The following is an 18,035-nucleotide window of genomic DNA, read 5'->3' on the forward strand; positions in this document are numbered from 1 at the left end:
CGAAGCGGCACCGGGCGTTGGTCTAGTCAACTACCTATTTTGTTACCGGCGTTCTATGATGGCCGCCAGTCTTTAGCCACCGCGATGACCCATGGCCGATTCCGCTTTCTTCTGCCCCCTGTCCCACGAGGGCATCCTCGCCGTCCGCGGCTCCGATGCAGGCAAGTTCCTGCAAGGCCAGCTGACCTGCAACATCAACTACCTCAGCCCGGAATACGCCAGCCTTGGCGCCCGCTGCATGGTCAAGGGCCGCATGCAATCGAGTTTCCGCATCCTGCCCGAAGGCAACGGCTATCTGCTGGCCATGGCCAGCGAGCTGCTCGACGCCCAGCTGGCCGACCTCAAGAAGTACGCCGTGTTCTCCAAGGCCACACTGACCGATGAAAGCGCTGCCTGGGTACGCTTCGGCCTGCAAGGCGGCGATGCAGCGCTGCAGGCCCTGGGGCTCGATGTGCCTGCGGCAGCCGGCAGCACCGTGCGCCACGACGGCTTGATCGCCATTGCCGTGTCCGCTGGCCGCGTGGAACTGTGGGTACCTGCGCAGAACGCCGACAGCGTTCGCCAGGTGCTGGCCGCCACGCTGCCCGAAGGCAGCCTCAACGACTGGCTACTGGGGCAGATTCGCGCCGGTATCGGCCAGGTCATGGGGCCGACCCGCGAGCTGTTCATCCCGCAGATGATCAACCTGCAGGCCGTCGACGGCGTCAGCTTCAAGAAAGGCTGCTACACCGGTCAGGAAATCGTTGCCCGCATGCAGTACCTGGGCAAGCTCAAGCGCCGCCAGTACCGCCTGGCCCTGGACCAGCAGGCCATTCCGGCCCCGGGCGCCGAGATCTTCTCGCCCACCCATGGCTCGTCGGTCGGTGAAGTGGTCATTGCTGCCAGCAACGGCACAGGCTGCGAACTGCTGGCGGTGCTCAGCGCCGAAGCGGTGGAAGACGACAACCTGCATCTGGGCAGCCTGGAAGGCCCGCGCCTGCAGGTGCTGACCCTGCCCTACGAACTGGACCGCGACCGGGAAATCCAGCGCTGACCAGCCTGCCCCGCCTACGTGGCGGGGCCGCACCACCACTGCGGTAGACACGCCCATGAACAAGCTGGCCGAGATGGTTCAAGCACAATTGCTCGATGCCATCGAAAAGGATGACCTGGTCCTGCCCACCCTGCCCGAGGTTGCCTTGAGCATCCGCGAGGCAGCTGAAGACAGCGAGATCAGCGTAGCGGCCCTGAGCAAGGTGATCGGTCGCGACGCGGCCCTTTCAGCGCGCCTGATCAAGGTCGTCAACAGCCCGCTGCTGCGCGCGGCGGTCGAGGTCACCGACCTGCACACCGCCATCACGCGGCTGGGCATCAACTACAGCTGCAACCTGGCCATTGGCCTGGTGATCGAGCAGATTTTCCACGCCCGGGCGCCGGCGGTGGAGCAGAAGTTACGTGATATATGGGCCAACAGCCTTGATGTGGCTGGCATCAGCTACGAAATATGCCGCCGCTTCACCCAGCTCAAGCCCGACCAGGCTACCCTCGGCGGGCTGGTCAACCAGATTGGCGCGCTGCCAGTGCTGATCTATGCCGAAGAGCACAACGAACTGCTGTCGGACCCTGTGTGCCTGCATTATGTGATCGAGCAGATCCAGCCGGTGCTGGGCGACAAGATCCTCAAGGCCTGGGAGTTTCCGGAGCAACTGGTCAGCCTGCCGAGCCAGGTGCAGGACCTGGACCGGCAGACCGACAAGATCGACTACATCGACATCGTTCAGATCGCCCGCTGCATCAGCCAGCGCGGGCGCCACCGGCCGCTGGCCGCACTACCGGCATACCGCCATCTGGGCCTGCCGTACGGCACCGAGCTGGAAGTGGGTGAACTGATCGAGGCACGGAGCATGTTGCGCTGACCGGTGTCAGCCTGTGCCGGCCTTTTCGCGGGTAAACCCGCTCCCACAGGACCGCCTCGCTGCTGAAGGCTGCGCTGTACCTGTGGGAGCGGGTTCACCCGCGAAAGGGCCGGTACAGGCAACACATCAATCCGCGATAAAGCTCACCCGCACCCGCAACCCGCCATTCGCACCGTCATGCAGACTCACCTGCGCCAGGTGCGCCCGGCAGATCTCGCCGACAATCGCCAAGCCAAGCCCGCTTCCCTGCGCACTGCGCCGGTAGAAGCGCTCGAACACCCGTTCACGCTCGGCCTCGGGAATCCCCGGCCCGTCATCCTCTACCTCCAGCACCGCCGGCGCCATCACCCGCAAGATCACGTTGCCACCCGCTGGCGTATGGGCCAGTGCATTGTCCACCAGGTTGCTCAACAGCTCGTTGAGCAGCGTCGGCTCCCCCTTCAGCCACACCGGCGCCTCGGCCTCCAGAGCCAGTGCCACCCCGCGCTTGTGCGCCAGCGGTGCCATGGCCATGCCCAACTCACGAGCCAACTGGCTCAAGTCCAGGCGTTGCGCCCCGCCTTCGGCAATCGCCCGCGCACCGTTCTCGACCCGCGCCAGCGATAGCAGCTGGTTGGCCAGGTGGGTCAGCCGATCAGTGCCCTGGGCCGCAGACTCAAGCGTCTGCCGCCACTCCTGCGGCTCGGCTGAACGCAAGCCCAGCTCGACACGCGCCTTCAGCGCGGCCAGTGGCGTGCGCAACTCGTGGGCGGCATCGGCGATGAACTGCGCCTGGCGCTCGAACTGGCCACGCAAACGCTCGGTGAAATGGTTCAAGGCCCGCACCAGTGGGCTCAGCTCACGCTGCACCTGTACCACCGGCAACGCCCGCAGGTCGTCCGGCTGGCGCTCTTCTACCGCCGTGCGCAGGCGCTCCAGCGGCCGCAATGCGGCACTCACGGCAAACCACACCATCACCAGCGCGCCCAGCGCCAGCATGCCCAGGCGCAGCAGCGTGTCGGTCATCAGGTCACGGGCCATGCGCACCCGCGCTTCCTCGGTCTCGGCCACACGGATTTCCGCCATGCCGTTCATGTTCGGTTCGCTGACCGCCTTCAACAGGCTGACCACACGTACATCCTGGCCCTGGTAGGTGCCGTTGTAGAAGCGGGCCAGCGCCGGGTAATCGTCGGTACGCGGCGTGCCTGGCGGCGGCGGCGGAAGGTTTTCATAACCGGAAATCAGCCGCTGCTGGATATCCAGTACCTGGTAGTAGATGCGCCCGGCACTGTCGTAGGCGAAGGTGTCCAGGGCCACATAGGGCACATCCGCACTCAGCGAACCATCGCGCTGGGACAGGCCTGCGGCAATGGTCCGCGCCGAGGCCAGCAAGGTCCGGTCGTAGGCGGTATCGGCGGCCTCGCGACCGTTCCAGTAGGCGCTCAGGCCGCTGGCCAGCATCAACACCACCAGCAACAAGGCCAGGTTGCCGAGCAAGCGCCCACGCAGGCTGCCATTGTCACGCATCGCGGTGCTCGAGCAGGTAGCCCAGGCCACGGAAGGTGACAATGGCCACCGGGTGGCCGTCGAGCTTCTTGCGCAGGCGGTGGATGTAGATTTCGATGGCGTCAGGGCTGGCTTCTTCGGCCAGGCCGAACACCTGGGCGGCCAGTTGCTCTTTGCTCATCACCCGGCCCGGACGGGCGATCAGCGCTTCCAGTACGCTTTGTTCGCGCGAGGTCAGGGTCAGGTTGTCGCCACCCAGGGTGAAACGCCGAGTGTCCAGGTCGTACACCAGCGGCCCGCAGCGTTGCTGGCGCTCGCCACCAAGCACGCTACGCCGCAGCAGGGCCTTGACCCGTGCTTCCAGTTCGGTCAGCTCGAACGGCTTGGCCAGGTAGTCGTCGGCCCCCAGGTTCAGGCCGTGGACCCGGTCCTTGACGTCGCTGCGCGCGGTCAACATCAGCACCGGCAGGGTCTTGCCACGGCCGCGCAGGCGCGCCAGCACCTCGAAGCCGTCCATGCGCGGCAAGCCGACATCCAGCACGGCCACGGCATATTCCTCGCTGGCCAGGGCCAGGTCGGCGGCCACGCCGTCATGCAGCACATCCACGGTAAGGCCATGGCTTTTCAAGGCCTGGGCCACGCTTTCGGCCAGTTGCAGGTGGTCTTCGACCAGCAGCACACGCATCGGATTCTCCCTGCTCGGGTGGGACGGTGGCGCGGAGTGTACCGCTGTCGGCAGGCCTGTGAAGCCCTGTCGACAAACCTTTCACGCTGAAAGGTTAGCGAAAGGTTGGTTACCTAGCATCGCACTACGGCTGCCCTTCGCGCCGAAAAAAGCACCAGCAAGGTGCAACGAATAAGAACAATAAACGGAGCCATCAGTGATGCTGTCATCGCAACCGCAGGCGTTCGCGCCTACCCGTTCCTTTGCCGCACGCCCCTCCGCCATCGCCAGCGCCCTTGCGCTTGCCGGTGTCGCCCCGATGAGCCAGGCCGCCTTCTTCGAAGACAGCACGGCCACCTTCGAAACCCGCAACATGTACTTCAACCGCGATTTCCGCGACGGCACCAGTGCGCAGCAATCCAAGCGCGACGAGTGGGCGCAGGGCTTCATCCTCAATTTCGAGTCTGGCTACACCGATGGCACCGTAGGCTTCGGCCTGGATGCGCTGGGCATGCTCGGCATCAAGCTCGATTCCAGCCCCGACCGTACAGACACCGGCCTGCTGCCGACCCACGATGACGGCAAGGCTGCCGATGAGTATTCCAAGCTTGGCCTGACCGGCAAGGTGAAGATTTCGCAAACCGAACTGAAAATCGGCACGCTGATCCCGGAATTGCCGACCCTGCAGCCAAACGACGGGCGCATCCTGCCGCAAACCTTCGAGGGCGGCCTGCTTACCTCGAAGGAAATCAAAGGCCTGACCTTCACCGGCGGGCGTCTGGACAAGGCCAAGGACCGCAACGACACCAACTGGGAAGACCTGGCCCTGAACAACAAGAACGGCCGCTTCGGTGGCTCGTTCAGCGCTGATAACCTGACTCTGGGCGGCCTTGATTACCAGTTCACCGATCGCATCACCGGCAGCTACCACTTTGCCCAACTAGACGACATCTACCGCCAGCACTTCATCGGCATGGTCGCCACCCAGCCATGGGGCCCAGGCACCTTCGGCGCAGACCTGCGCCTGGCCGTGAGTGACGACGCCGGTGCCGCCAAGGCCGGCAACATCGACAACACCACCGTCAACGGCATGCTCAGCTACGCCCTGGGCGGGCACAAGGTCAGCGCCGCCTGGCAGCAGCTGTCTGGCGAAAGCGCCTTCCCGTACGTCGATGGTGCCGACCCGTATCTGGTCAACTTCGTCCAGATCAACGACTTCGCCGGTGCCGACGAACGCTCCTGGCAGGCGCGCTACGACTACAACTTCGCCGCGCTCGGCGTGCCCGGCCTGACCTTCATGACGCGCTACATCAGCGGCGACAACGTCAGCCGCGCCGCCGGTGGCGAGGGCAAGGAGTGGGAACGCGATACCGAGATGAAGTACGTGGTACAAAGCGGCCCGTTGAAGAACGTCGCCGTGCGTTTGCGCAACGCCACCTTCCGCTCCAACTTCGCCCGCGATGCCGACGAAGTGCGGCTGCTGGTGAGCTACAGCGTGGCCCTTTGGTAAGCCAACAGCAGTAACCCGATAACAACAATACTCACGGAGATTGACGATGACCCTTTCACTGCGCCGCCTCGTCCTCGCTACCAGCTGCCTGCTGTTGGCCGGCAATGCCCTCGCTGCCGAACCGAAACGCCCCGAATGCATTGCCCCCGCCTCGCCAGGCGGCGGCTTCGACCTGACCTGCAAACTGGTGCAGAGCGCCCTGGTGCAGGAAAAGATCCTCACCAAGCCGATGCGCGTCACCTACATGCCCGGCGGTGTCGGCGCGGTGGCCTACAACGCCGTGGTCGCCCAGCGCCCGGCCGATGCCGGCACCCTGGTGGCCTGGTCCAGCGGTTCGCTGCTGAACCTGGCCCAGGGCAAGTTCGGCCGCTTCGACGAGAACGCGGTGAAATGGCTGGCCGCCGTCGGCACCAGCTACGGCGCCATCGCGGTGAAAAGCGACTCGCCCTACAAGACCCTCGACGACCTGGTCGCGGCGTTGAAGAAAGACCCGAGCAAGGTGGTGATCGGCTCCGGCGGTACGGTCGGCAGCCAGGACTGGATGCAAACCGCCCTGATCGCCAAGGCCGCCGGTATCAACCCGCGTGACCTGCGCTATGTGGCCCTGGAAGGCGGCGGCGAAATCGCCACGGCGTTGCTGGGCGGGCATATCCAGGTAGGCTCGACCGACATCTCCGACTCCATGCCGCACATTCAGAGCGGCAACATGCGCATCCTCGCGGTGTTCTCGGAAAACCGCCTGGACGAGCCCGAGATGAAAGACATTCCCACCGCCAAGGAACAGGGCTACGACATTGTCTGGCCAGTGGTACGCGGCTTCTACCTGGGGCCAAAGGTAAGCGACGAGGACTACGCCTGGTGGAAACAGTCGTTCGACAAGATGCTGGCCTCGGAAGACTTCGCCCAGCTGCGTGACCAGCGCGAGCTGTTCCCGTTCGCCATGACCGGCGCCGAGCTGGACGTCTATGTGAAGAAGCAAGTGGCTGACTACAAGGCATTGGCCAAGGAATTTGGCCTGATCCAGTAAGCCTCCACGACCTGTCACAGCCCCCTGTGGGAGCGGGTTTACCCGCGAATGCCTCAGCTCGGACAGCACCGTTGTGGCGCCTGACGCTTTCGCGGGTAAACCCGCTCCCACAAACGAGGACTCCTTCATGATCCTGCAACGCATCTTCGCCTTGGCCCTGCTGGCGGTGTGCGCCGCCCTGGCCGTCATGGCCTGGCCTTACCAGGCGGCGTTTTCCTATGAACCGGTGGGCCCGCGCGCCTACCCGCTGTTGATGCTCGGCCTGCTGGGCCTGGGCCTGCTGTACCTGGTGTTCCGCCCCACGCCCATCGTGCGCAAGGACGACGAACCGGAACTGGACCGCGAAACCCTGACCAAGATCGCCGCCTGCGTCGGCCTGCTGATCGTTTTCGCCAGCACCTTCGAAGCCCTGGGCTTCATCCTCAGCGCCATCCTGATCGGCGTGCCCATGGCCCGCCTGTACGGCGGCCGCTGGCTGCACAGCGCCATCGTGGTGATTGGCATGAGCCTGTTCCTCTACTGGCTGTTCGACCGCGTGATGGACGTGCCCCTGCCCCTTGGCCTGCTGAGCGTACTGGAGAACTGACACATGGATACCTTGAGCTACCTGGGCCAGGGCTTCGGCGTCGCCCTTTCCCCCTACAACCTGGTCACCGCCCTTTCCGGCACGCTGATCGGTACCGTGGTCGGCCTGCTGCCGGGCCTGGGCCCGATCAACGGCGTGGCCTTGCTGATTCCCATTGCCTTCGCCCTAGGCCTGCCGCCGGAATCGGCGCTGATCCTGCTGGCGGCGGTGTATCTGGGCTGCGAATACGGTGGGCGCATCAGTTCGATCCTGCTGAACATTCCCGGCGAAGCCTCGACCGTAATGACCACCCTCGATGGCTACCCGATGGCCCGCAACGGCCTGGCTGGCGTAGCGCTGTCGCTGTCGGCCTGGAGTTCGTTCATCGGTGCGCTGATCGCCACCTGCGGCATGGTGCTGTTCGCCCCGCTGCTGGCGAAATGGGCAATCGCCTTCGGCCCGGCGGAGTACTTCGTGCTGATGGTGTTCGCCATCGTCGCTCTCGGTGGCATGGCCGGCGACAAGCCGCTGAAAACCTTCATTGCCGCACTGATCGGCCTGTTCCTGTCGGCAGTCGGCATCGATGCCAACAGTGGCGTGTACCGGTTCACCGGCGACAGCGTGCATCTGGCCGATGGCATCCAGTTCGTGGTGCTGGTGCTGGGCCTGTTCTCCATCAGCGAAATCCTCCTGCTGCTGGAAAAGACCCACCATGGCCACCAGGCGGTCAAGGCCACCGGGCGCATGCTGTTCAACTTCAAGGAAGCGGCCTCGGTGTTCGTGGTCAACATCCGCTGCGGCCTGCTGGGCTTCATCATGGGTGTGCTGCCCGGCGCCGGTGCAACACTGGCTAGCGCGGTGGCCTACATGACCGAAAAACGCCTGGCTGGTGAAAAGGGCAAGTTCGGCAAGGGCGACGCCCGCGGCCTGGCCGCCCCGGAAACCGCCATCGGTGCATCCTGCTGTGGCGCCCTGGTGCCGATGCTGACTCTGGGGGTACCCGGCTCGGGCACCACTGCGGTGATGATCGGCGCCCTGACCTTGTACAACATCACCCCGGGCCCACTGTTGTTCGAACAGCAGCCAGACATCGTCTGGGGCCTGATCGCCTCGTTGTTCGTCGCCAACATCATGCTGGTGATCCTCAACATCCCGATGATCCGCATCTTCACCCGCATTCTCGCCGTGCCGAACTGGGCGCTGGTACCGGTGATCGCCATCATCACGGCGATCGGCGTGTACGCCGTGCATGCCACCACCTTCGACCTGTTCCTGATGGTCGGCATCGGCATCATGGGCTATATCCTGCGCAAGCTGGACTTCCCGCTGTCGCCGATCCTGCTCGGCTTCATCCTCGGTGGGTTGATGGAGCAGAACCTGCGCCGGGCGCTGTCGATCTCCAACGGCGAACTGGGCATCCTCTGGTCGAGCCCGATCAGCATGTCGGTATGGGTACTGACCATTTGCATGCTGACCCTGCCGCTGCTGCGCATCTGGCGCAAACGCAGCCAGCAGCGCCGGGCGATGGCCGATGCCTGATCGCTCGTTGCCGTTGTTTGTCGCGACCGGGCTGGTCGGCCTCGCTGGCGGTTTTGCCGCCAGCAAGGTCGGCTGGCCTTTGCCGTGGATGGTCGGCTCATTGCTGGCGATCATCCTGGTGCGCTGCCTTACACCCTGGCAGCTGCCGGAAATCCCCAATGGCCGCAAATGCGGGCAGTGGATCATCGGCATCGGCATCGGCTTGCACTTCACCCCGGCTGTTATCGAACAAGTGGCCAGCCATTTTGCGCTGATCTTCTTCGGCGCCCTGTTCACTACCCTGTCCAGCGTGATCAGCGTATGGCTGCTGCGGCGCACCGGGGAAGACCGTGCCACGGCATTCTTCGCCAGCATGCCAGGCGGTTCGGGAGAGATGGTCAACCTTGGCGCGCGCAATGGCGCAGTGCTCAGCCAGGTGGCAGCGGCGCAGAGCCTGCGCGTACTGGCGGTGGTACTGTGCGTGCCGGCGCTGTTCAAGTTCCTGCTGGGTGACGGGGTACCGCTGAATCATACCGGCAGTGTGAGCTGGGGCTGGCTGGCGCTGATTGCCCCGCTGGGCGTTGCCGTCGCCCTGCTCTGGCAGCGCTTGCGCCAGCCCAACCCGTGGTTGTTCGGGCCATTGTTGGTGGCAGCCACCGTGAGCCTGGCGGGCAACCTGCAGATAACCCTGCCCAATGGCGCCAGCCAGATCGGCCAGTGGTTGATCGGCAGTGGCCTGGCCTGCCACTTCAACCGCGCGTTCTTCCGCCGCGCACCGTCGTTTCTGGGGCGTACCCTGGTGGCCACGGCGTTGTGCATGGCGATTGCCGGCAGCGCGGCGTGGGCATTGAGCGTGATGACTGCGCTGGATCTGCGCTCGCTGACATTGGGGATGATGCCGGGCGGCATTGCCGAGATGAGCCTGACGGCAGAGACCTTGCAGTTGTCAGTGCCGCTGGTGACGGCGCTGCAGGTGATGCGCTTGTTGTTCGTGCTGTTTCTGGCAGAGCCTTTGTTCCGGGTGTGGAATGCAACCCCGGAATGACTGTGACGGCCTCTTCGCGGGTAAACCCGCTCCCACAGAGACCACACAAGCCCTGAAGGTGGTGCAGTACTTGTGGGAGCGGGTTCACCCGCGAAGCAGGCGACGCGGTATGTCAGGCCATTACAATGGTGGCAACGCCCAGTTGATCGGCGCCAGCCCACGCTGTTCGAGGAACGTGTTGGCCCGGCTGAAATGCCCGCACCCCAGGAACCCACGGTAAGCCGACAACGGCGACGGATGCACCGATTTCAGCACCAGGTGCTTGGTCCCGTCGATCAGCTTCTGCTTGCTTTGCGCATGCGAGCCCCACAGCAGGAACACCACGTTCGGGCACTGCTCGCTGACCACCTGGATGATCCGGTCGGTAAAGAACTCCCAGCCCTTCTTGGCATGCGACGCGGCATTGGCGCGCTCCACGGTCATGGTCGTGTTGAGCAACAGCACGCCCTGCTCGGCCCAGCTCTGCAAGTAGCCGTGACTGGCAATCGGAATGTTCAGGTCGCGCTGCAGTTCCTTGTAGATGTTGACCAGCGACGGTGGCGTGGCCACGCCCGGCTGCACCGAGAAGCACAGGCCATGCGCCTGGCCCGGCCCGTGGTAAGGGTCCTGGCCAAGGATGACCACCTTCACCTGGTCCAGCGGCGTCGAGTTGAGCGCATTGAAGATCAACGGCCCTGGCGGGTAGATCTCTTTGCCGGCGGCGTACTCGCTGCGCAGGAACTCGCGCAACTGATGCATGTAGGGCTGGTCGAATTCGGCGCGCAAGGCGGCCTTCCAGCTGGGTTCGAGTTTGATGCGATCGTCGTCAGTCATGGGGCCTTCCATAAACAATGGCGCGACACTAGGTAAGCCCTTCCCGCTTGTCAAACGATCCGACCGACGACCGGCATGTTCGGCCAGGCAAGCCATACTTGTGCGATGACTTGCGCGAGGTAGTCCATGGCCATTCATTGCGAGGTACTCACCGGCGCCGATGGCGCCCGCATCGGCATCGCCACCCTGGATGCGCCCAAGGCGCTCAATGCCCTTAGCCTGCCGATGATCGAGGTATTGGGCGAACAGTTGCACGCCTGGGGTCGCGACCCGGGAATCGTCTGCGTACTGCTGCGCGGCAACGGTGCCAAGGCCTTCTGCGCCGGCGGCGATGTACGTGCGCTGGTGCAAGCCTGCCGCGACCACCCCGGCAGCGTCCCCCCGCTGGCCGCCACCTTTTTCGCCGCCGAATACCGCCTGGACTTTGCCCTGCATACCTATCCCAAGCCGCTGCTGTGCTGGGGCCACGGGCATGTGCTGGGTGGTGGCATGGGCCTGCTGCAGGGCGCCAATGTGCGTGTCGTCACACCTAGCAGTCGGCTGGCCATGCCGGAAATCAGCATCGGCCTGTATCCGGACGTGGGCGCCAGCTGGTTTCTTGCCCGGCTACCGGGCAAGCTGGGGTTGTTCCTCGGCCTGACAGGCGCCCCGATCAATGCCCGCGACGCCCTTGACCTGGGCCTGGCCGACCGCTTTCTGGGTGAGTACCAACAAGAGGCGCTGATCGAGGAACTGCTGCAACTGAACTGGCAGGAACAGACCGCTCTGCAACTGAACAGCCTGCTCAAGGCCGAACAGCACCGCGCCTGCGCCGAGTTGCCCGAGGCCCAGTGGCTGCCACGGCGACAGGTGATCGACCAGTTGCTCGACGTGGCCGACGCAGCCGCCGCCTGGCGTGCGCTGGAGGGGCTCAAGCACCACGGCGACCCGCTACTGGCCGCTGCTGGTCAACGGTTGCATGAGGGTTGCCCGCTGACCGCACACCTGGTGTGGGAGCAGATCCGCCGGGCACGGCACCTGTCGTTGGCGCAGGTGTTCCAGATGGAATACAGCATGAGCCTGAACTGCTGCCGCCACCCGGAGTTCAGCGAAGGCTTGCGTGCGCGCTTGCTGGACAAGGACAACCAGCCGCACTGGCACTGGCCCGATGTGGCGCAAGTGCCGGCGGCAGTGGTCGAGGCGCATTTTGCCAAGGTGTGGGAGGGGCGCCATCCGCTGGCGGATCTCGGGTAGCTTCGAGAAGCTGGGGCTGCTTTGCAGCCCATCGCGACACAAGGCCGCTCCCACAGGTACAGCGATGGTTTCCAATGCTGCGCCGTACCTGTGGGAGCGGCCTTGCGTCGCGAAAGGGGCACAAAGCGCCCCCGGTTTTCAGTTCACCTACCGCTGCCAACTCCTCCCTTGCCCGTGCCCGCGCCGCCCGTCTCCACGACGGTCACCATCCCCCCGCCCATTGGAATGCCAACGGTCATTCTGGTAACGCTGGCTACCACCGCGATAATCATGTCGATCACGATCGCGCCCATAGTCATACCGCTGACGGTTGCCATAGTCATTGCGCGGGTTGCCATACCACTGCCTCATCCCCGGCTGCGGATGAGACCGGTAGTGAGGCGCAGGCGCCGAGCGGTAGTAGTAGCGCGGTGCCGGCTGGTAGTAATAGCGCGGTTGTGGTGTTACGTAATAGCGGTCATAGCGGTAATAATCCGGTGACACATAACGGTCAGAGTAGTAGTGGTCCGATCGGTAGTAGCCCCCGCTCTCGTAGTACGGAACGCAGGCGGAAGTCATCAGCCCCAGCAGGGCGATCAACAGGATTCGATAGGACATGGCGGCCTCCTGGACCGCTGGAGTGCCCGAACAGCGGCGCTGGCGAGCGTCGACGTGAAATGCGATCATCGACATTGAATAAGACAGTGCCGCCAAGGTGCAGTGCCATTTCCGCAATAATTTGATACAGGTGAGCGGCAGCCATGCCCGACAACCAGCACTGCCCTGCTTGTGGCGCCCTCAACCAGTGCAGCTTGGCCGACCCGCGCCGGGCTACCCAGGAATGCTGGTGTTACAGCGTGACCATCGACCCTGCCGTGCTCAAGGCCCTGCCCGCCGAACTGCGCGACAAAGCCTGCCTGTGCCCGCGCTGCGCCGCCGTCGAACAACAACTTGGCTCCCCCGCTTCCCACTGACCGTCTGTCATGCGCCTCGACCGTTTCCTCGCCAACCTGCCCAGCCACAACCGCCAGCAAGTCCGGCTCATGCTCGCGCAACGCCGTGTGCGGGTGGATGGCCAGGTTGTCAGCGACCCACTGGCCGAAGTGCGCGAATTCAGCCGCGTGGAGCTGGACGACCAGCTGCTGCAGGCAGGCCGCCCGGCGCGCTACCTGATGTTGCACAAGCCCGCAGGCTGCGTCAGCGCCACCCAGGACCCGCAACACCGCACCGTGCTCGACCTGCTGCCAGCCGCGTTGCGTGAGGACCTGCACATTGCCGGGCGGCTGGACTTCAACACCACCGGCCTGATGATCCTGACCAACGATGGCCAATGGTCACGGCGGCTTACCCAGCCCGCGACCAAGCTGCCGAAGCATTATCTGGTGGAAACCGAGGACGAGATTGGCGAGCACTATGTGGCCAGGTTCCTCGAAGGTTTCTACTTCGCCTTCGAAGACCTCACCACCCTGCCCGCCCAGCTGGACATCCTCGGGCCGCGCCAGGCGCGGCTGGCGATCGTCGAAGGGCGCTATCACCAGGTGAAGCGCATGTTCGGCCATTTCGACAACAAAGTGGTGGGGTTGCATCGGGAGAGCATGGGGGCGATCCGGCTGGACCCGGGGTTGCCACCGGGGGCGTTCCGTGAGCTGACGGCGGATGAAATAGCGACAGTCTAGATTGGCTGTTCCGACGCCTTCGCGGGTGAACCCGCTCCCACAGGTGCTCCATTGCCCTTGCAAGCGGCACGGTGCCTGTGGGAGCGGGTTTACCCGCGAAGAGTCCGGAACAGACATTTCGGGGTTGTCATACGACCGCTCAGCGACAAAAGTCACATTTTCCCCCGAACGGCACTTGCGGGATAACCGACCCACTGCTTGAATCCAAATCGTCAGTCCGCATGTGACTAACAAGTCACACTTGCGGTCGAAGACACTTTTTGCCGGCCACCCGGGGCCTCGATGCCTTGGGGCACGGCAAATTGCCTGCCAAAAACAATACCGTCGACGCAAGTGCCAAGGATCGACACAGGGCCCCCGGTTTCTCTTCAGGCAAATGCCTACCTGTCATAAAGAACGTGCACCCTAGGTGACGCGAATACCCTTTTTGCGCCAGGAGTCGATGACATGAGGCCAGAAATCGCTGTACTTGATATCCAAGGTCAGTATCGGGTTTACACGGAGTTCTATCGCGCGGATGCGGCCGAGAATACGATCATCCTGATCAACGGCTCGCTGGCCACCACGGCCTCGTTCGCCCAGACGGTACGTAACCTGCACCCGCAATTCAACGTGGTGCTGTTCGACCAGCCATACGCCGGCAAATCCAAGCCGCACAATCGCCAGGAACGCTTTATCAGCAAGGAGACCGAAGCGCATATTCTCCTGGAGCTGATCGAGCACTTCCAGGCAGACCACGTGATGTCGTTCTCGTGGGGTGGCGCAAGTACGCTGCTGGCGCTGGCGCACCAGCCTCGTGGCTTGAAGAAGGCAGTGGTGAGTTCTTTCTCGCCGGTAATCAACGAACCGATGCGCGACTACCTGGACCGCGGTTGCCAGTACCTGGCCGCCTGCGACCGCTATCAGGTCGGCAACCTGGTCAACGACACCATCGGCAAGCACCTGCCGTCACTGTTCAAGCGTTTCAACTACCGCCACATCAGCAGCCTGGACAGCCACGAGTACGCGCAGATGCACTTCCACATCAACGAGGTGCTGCAACATGACCTGGAGCGGGCGCTGAATTGTGCACGCAATATCGACATCCCGGTGCTGTTCATCAACGGCGACCGCGACGAGTACACCACGGCCGAGGATGCGCGGCAGTTCAGCAAGCATGTGGGCCGCAGCCACTTCAGCGTGATCCGCGATGCAGGCCACTTTCTTGACATGGAGAACAAGACCGCTTGCGAGGACACCCGCAGCGTCATGCTGGGGTTCCTGAAGCCAACCGTGCGTGAGCCTCGTCAACGTTACCAGCACGTACAACAGGGGCAGCATGCATTGGCCATCTGAGCAGCTCGGCGTCCTGTGACTGAATCCCGCAAGTCATTGGGCGCCGACAAGCTTTTTTATAACTTGGGCTTCTAATTCGTTGAAGGTTCTGGTAAAAAGTGCTGCGCAAACGCGGGTATAGTTTAGTGGCAAAACGAAAGCTTCCCAAGCTTTAGTTGAGGGTTCGATTCCCTCTACCCGCTCCACATCGCATTCCCGCATGGCGTTCCCGCAACGTCATCGCTGTCAAAAGGAGCCCAGGCTCCTTTTTTCGTTTCTCCCCTTCCCTTTGACCTGCCCCATGGCCATTTGCCTGCCGATCCGCTTCAATGCCTGCATGGATTCGTGAAGCATTTCGAAAGGACGACGCATGTTTCTCTCCCGCTGGCTACCGGGCCTTGCCAACCTGCTGCATTACCGCCGCGAGTGGTTCCACGCCGACTTGCAGGCCGGCCTTTCGGTGGCGGCGATCCAGATCCCCATTGCCATCGCCTACGCGCAGATCGTCGGCCTGCCGCCGCAGTACGGCCTGTACGCCTGTGTGCTGCCAATGATGATCTACGCCCTGATCGGCAGCTCGCGCCAGCTGATGGTCGGCCCAGACGCCGCCACCTGCGCGATGATCGCCGGCGCCGTGGCGCCGTTGGCCCTGGGCGAGCCGCACCGGATTGCCGAACTGTCGGTGATCGTCACCTTGCTGGTCGGGGTGATGCTGATCGCGGCCGGTGTGGCCCGGGCCGGGTTCATCGCCAGCTTCTTCTCGCGGCCGATCCTGATCGGCTATCTCAACGGTATCGGCCTGAGCCTGATCGCCGGGCAGTTGTCCAAGGTAGTGGGGTTCAAGATCGAGGGTGACGGCTTCATCCTCAGCCTGATCAACTTCTTCCAGCGCCTGGGCGAAATCCACTGGGTGACGCTGCTCATCGGCCTCGCCGCACTGGGCCTGCTGATCTGGCTGCCACGGCGCTACCCGCGTCTGCCTGCGGCACTAATGGTAGTGGTGCTGTTCATGCTGCTGGTCGGTCTGTTCGGCCTCGACCGCTTCGGCGTCGCCATTCTCGGTCCGGTACCTGCCGGTATCCCGCAGCTGGCCTGGCCACACAGTAACCTGGCAGAAATGAAAAGCCTGCTGCGCGACGCCCTGGGTATCGCCACCGTCAGCTTCTGCAGCGCCATGCTTACCGCACGCAGCTTTGCCGCCCGACACGGCTACGCGATCAACGCCAACCACGAGTTCGTCGCCCTGGGCGTAAGCAACCTGGCTGCCGGCGTTTCCCAGGGCTTTGCCATCAGCGGCGCAGATTCGCGCACTGCGGTCAACGACATGGTCGGTGGCAAGAGCCAGCTGGTAGGCATCATCGCCGCGCTGGTCATCGCCCTGATCTTGCTGTTTTTCACCGCGCCGATGGCGTGGATCCCGCAGGCCGCGCTGGGCGCCGTGCTGTTGATGGCCGGCTGGGGGCTGATCGACATCAAGTCGCTGGGGCACATTCGCCGCCTGAGCCGCTTCGAGTTCTGGCTGTGCCTGCTGACCACGGTCGGCGTGCTGAGCCTGGGCGTGCTGCCCGGCATCGTGTTTGCCGTGACCCTGGCGATCCTGCGCCTGCTGTACAGCATCTATCAGCCCACCGACGCGGTGCTGGGCTGGCTACCGGGCACCGAAGGCCAGGTGGACATTCGCAAACACAAGGATGCCCGCACCGTGCCAGGCCTGGTGGTGTACCGCTTCGACGACGCGATCCTGTTCTTCAACGCCGACTACTTCAAGATGCGCCTGCTCGAAGCCGTGCAGAGCCAGGATCAACCCAAGGCGGTGCTGTTCGATGCCGAAGCGGTAACCAGCATCGCCGCCCTGCGCGAAGTGCGCGACACCCTGGCGGCCCAGGGCATCTACTTCGCCATCGCCCGCGCCCGCGGCACCTTTCTGCGCATGCTGGTGCGCTCGGGGATGGCCCGGGAGATGGAAGACAGACTGCTGTTCGGCTCGGTACGGGCGGGCATCCGTGCGTATCGGGTGTGGCGTAACAGGAGTCGCAGCGCGCAGGTGGCTGGAGAAGGTTGAAGAGGTGCATTGTTGCCGCTGGCCCTATCGCCGGCAAGCCAGCTCCCACAGATATTGCACTGCTATAAGACCTGCGGTGAACCTGTGGGAGCTGGCTTGCCGGCGATAGGGCCAGTACAGGCTTCACAAGGCAGGCGCCTGGATACAACCCTCGCACACCTTGCATGACATGCTAAAGTCGCCCCGTTCCCGCTCCACCCAACGGATCCCAGCATGCCCGCACTAGACGCCACCCTCACCCCTTGGCCAGAACTCGCCGCCTGCCACCCTTGCGACGCACTGCTGCTGGGCAACGGCGCCAGCCGCGCGCTGTGGAAGCCGTTCGGCTACTTCTCGCTGTTCGAGCAAGCGCAACGTGCCGGCCGCAAGAAAGGCCTGGCGGTCAGCGACCAGGCACTGTTCAAGTCGCTGGGTACGGAGCTGTTCGAGCCGGTGCTCAGCGCCCTCAACACCACCGTGCGCACCAACGCCGCGCTGGCCATCAACTCCACCGCGCCGCTGAACCGCTACTACTCGATCAAGGAAGCGCTGATACACGCCATACGCACGGTACACCTGCCGTGGCCTCTCATGCCGGCCGTCACCCTGGCAACCCTCAACCAGGCCCTGCGCGGCTACCGCAGCGTCTACACCAGCAACTACGACCTGCTGCTACCGTGGGCCGTGCAACACGCCCCGCACGGCTTTGCCGAACTGTTCGACGAGCAAGGTTTCTTCGACGTGCGCCGCACCAGTGCCGAAGGCACCCGGGTGCTGCACCTGCATGGCGGCCTGCACCTGCTCAAACTGCCCGACGGCACCACCCGCCAACGCAGCGCCGACAGCGCCGAACTGCTCGATGGTTTTGCCGTGAACATCCCGGGCGAAGTGCCGCTGTTCGTCAACGAGGACCGCAGCGACGAGAAACTGCGCGCCATCCGCAACTCGGATTACCTGAGCTGGTGCCTGGGGCAGCTGGCGCGGGAAAGCCAGGGGCTATGCCTGTTCGGGCAGCACCTGGACAGCAGTGATCAGCACCTGCTCGAAGCCATCCGACAGGCCCGGCCGAAGCATCTGTCGATTGCCATCAGGCCGTTGAGCGAGGCATCGGTGATCAACCAGAAGCAGCATTTTGTCGACAGGTTCGGGGATATGCCGGGGACGGTACTGCACTTCTTTGATGCCAGTACGCATCCGTTGGGGCAAGCAGCGTTGGCTATTGAAGCACCGCTTACCCGCAGGTGAAGTGGACCAGCTGGGGGCCGCAAAG

General features: G+C 63.8%; 18 protein-coding genes and 1 tRNA gene. 14 read left to right on the forward strand and 5 right to left on the reverse strand.

Annotation, left to right across the window (positions count from 1 at the left end; genetic code table 11):
• The first annotated feature begins 91 nt into the window (after window positions 1–91).
• Window positions 92–1,033: a CAF17-like 4Fe-4S cluster assembly/insertion protein YgfZ gene (ygfZ, locus tag RIN61_RS06135; protein WP_112250530.1), complete on the forward strand. Its 942-nt coding sequence runs from the start codon at window positions 92–94 to the stop codon at window positions 1,031–1,033.
• Between the two features lie 55 nt (window positions 1,034–1,088).
• Window positions 1,089–1,895 carry an HDOD domain-containing protein gene (locus RIN61_RS06140; protein WP_112250528.1) on the forward strand — a complete coding sequence of 269 codons (807 nt, stop codon included), beginning with the start codon at window positions 1,089–1,091 and terminating at the stop codon, window positions 1,893–1,895.
• Between the two features lie 126 nt (window positions 1,896–2,021).
• Here RIN61_RS06140 and RIN61_RS06145 read toward each other — a convergent pair whose 3' ends face one another.
• Window positions 2,022–3,401, reverse strand: coding sequence for a sensor histidine kinase (locus RIN61_RS06145; protein ID WP_112250526.1), 1,380 nt, complete (start codon window positions 3,399–3,401; stop codon window positions 2,022–2,024).
• A complete protein-coding gene (locus RIN61_RS06150; protein ID WP_112250524.1) occupies window positions 3,394–4,065 on the reverse strand; it encodes a response regulator in 672 nt (223 codons plus the stop codon). The genes RIN61_RS06145 and RIN61_RS06150 overlap by 8 nt, the downstream gene beginning before the upstream one ends.
• A gap of 199 nt (window positions 4,066–4,264) precedes the next feature.
• Here RIN61_RS06150 and RIN61_RS06155 point away from each other — a divergent pair, with 199 nt between their 5' ends.
• From RIN61_RS06155 to RIN61_RS06175, 5 genes are all read left to right on the forward strand, one after another.
• Window positions 4,265–5,554 (forward strand): OprD family porin, encoded by a 1,290-nt coding sequence (locus RIN61_RS06155; protein WP_112250522.1) that lies wholly within the window; start codon window positions 4,265–4,267, stop codon window positions 5,552–5,554.
• Window positions 5,555–5,594: 40 nt separating this feature from the next.
• Window positions 5,595–6,581 (forward strand): Bug family tripartite tricarboxylate transporter substrate binding protein, encoded by a 987-nt coding sequence (locus tag RIN61_RS06160; RefSeq protein ID WP_370290216.1) that lies wholly within the window; start codon window positions 5,595–5,597, stop codon window positions 6,579–6,581.
• 127 nt (window positions 6,582–6,708) lie between these two features.
• A complete protein-coding gene (locus tag RIN61_RS06165) occupies window positions 6,709–7,167 on the forward strand; it encodes a tripartite tricarboxylate transporter TctB family protein (RefSeq protein WP_112250518.1) in 459 nt (152 codons plus the stop codon).
• A gap of 3 nt (window positions 7,168–7,170) precedes the next feature.
• The gene (locus RIN61_RS06170; protein WP_112250516.1) at window positions 7,171–8,685 is read left to right on the forward strand and encodes a tripartite tricarboxylate transporter permease; all 1,515 of its coding nucleotides are present in this window, start codon (window positions 7,171–7,173) and stop codon (window positions 8,683–8,685) included.
• The gene (locus RIN61_RS06175; protein ID WP_112250514.1) at window positions 8,678–9,709 is read left to right on the forward strand and encodes an AbrB family transcriptional regulator; all 1,032 of its coding nucleotides are present in this window, start codon (window positions 8,678–8,680) and stop codon (window positions 9,707–9,709) included. The genes RIN61_RS06170 and RIN61_RS06175 overlap by 8 nt, the downstream gene beginning before the upstream one ends.
• 120 nt (window positions 9,710–9,829) lie before the next feature.
• On the opposite strand, the gene ung is transcribed toward RIN61_RS06175, so the two are convergent.
• Window positions 9,830–10,522 (reverse strand): uracil-DNA glycosylase, encoded by a 693-nt coding sequence (ung, locus tag RIN61_RS06180; protein WP_112250512.1) that lies wholly within the window; start codon window positions 10,520–10,522, stop codon window positions 9,830–9,832.
• Window positions 10,523–10,648: 126 nt separating this feature from the next.
• Between ung and RIN61_RS06185 the strand changes: the two genes are divergently transcribed.
• Entirely contained in the window at window positions 10,649–11,755 is a 1,107-nt protein-coding gene (locus tag RIN61_RS06185) for an enoyl-CoA hydratase/isomerase DspII (RefSeq protein ID WP_313856262.1), read from the forward strand.
• Between the two features lie 147 nt (window positions 11,756–11,902).
• On the opposite strand, the gene RIN61_RS06190 is transcribed toward RIN61_RS06185, so the two are convergent.
• Window positions 11,903–12,352 (reverse strand): hypothetical protein, encoded by a 450-nt coding sequence (locus RIN61_RS06190; RefSeq protein ID WP_112250508.1) that lies wholly within the window; start codon window positions 12,350–12,352, stop codon window positions 11,903–11,905.
• Window positions 12,353–12,495: 143 nt separating this feature from the next.
• On the opposite strand from RIN61_RS06190, the gene RIN61_RS06195 reads away from it, so the two are divergent.
• From RIN61_RS06195 to RIN61_RS06210, 4 genes are all read left to right on the forward strand, one after another.
• Window positions 12,496–12,708, forward strand: coding sequence for a cysteine-rich CWC family protein (locus RIN61_RS06195; protein ID WP_133975080.1), 213 nt, complete (start codon window positions 12,496–12,498; stop codon window positions 12,706–12,708).
• Window positions 12,709–12,717: 9 nt separating this feature from the next.
• A complete protein-coding gene (locus RIN61_RS06200) occupies window positions 12,718–13,410 on the forward strand; it encodes a pseudouridine synthase (protein WP_112250504.1) in 693 nt (230 codons plus the stop codon).
• Between the two features lie 447 nt (window positions 13,411–13,857).
• Window positions 13,858–14,745: a (R)-3-hydroxydecanoyl-ACP:CoA transacylase gene (gene phaG / locus RIN61_RS06205; protein ID WP_313856268.1), complete on the forward strand. Its 888-nt coding sequence runs from the start codon at window positions 13,858–13,860 to the stop codon at window positions 14,743–14,745.
• A gap of 111 nt (window positions 14,746–14,856) precedes the next feature.
• A tRNA-Gly gene (locus RIN61_RS06210) sits at window positions 14,857–14,930 on the forward strand.
• 40 nt (window positions 14,931–14,970) lie between these two features.
• Here the strand turns inward: RIN61_RS06210 and RIN61_RS06215 are convergent.
• Entirely contained in the window at window positions 14,971–15,096 is a 126-nt protein-coding gene (locus RIN61_RS06215) for a hypothetical protein (RefSeq protein WP_313856270.1), read from the reverse strand.
• Here RIN61_RS06215 and RIN61_RS06220 point away from each other — a divergent pair.
• Window positions 15,095–16,786, forward strand: coding sequence for a SulP family inorganic anion transporter (locus RIN61_RS06220; protein WP_313856272.1), 1,692 nt, complete (start codon window positions 15,095–15,097; stop codon window positions 16,784–16,786). The two genes, RIN61_RS06215 and RIN61_RS06220, sit on opposite strands and share 2 nt — an antisense overlap.
• 213 nt (window positions 16,787–16,999) lie before the next feature.
• On the forward strand, window positions 17,000–18,010 hold the full coding sequence (locus tag RIN61_RS06225) for a DUF4917 family protein (RefSeq protein ID WP_313856274.1): 1,011 nt from the start codon (window positions 17,000–17,002) through the stop codon (window positions 18,008–18,010).
• Window positions 18,011–18,035: the final 25 nt, after the last annotated feature.

The sequence above is a fragment of the Pseudomonas inefficax genome (assembly GCF_032164165.1).
Classification (GTDB): domain Bacteria; phylum Pseudomonadota; class Gammaproteobacteria; order Pseudomonadales; family Pseudomonadaceae; genus Aquipseudomonas; species Aquipseudomonas inefficax.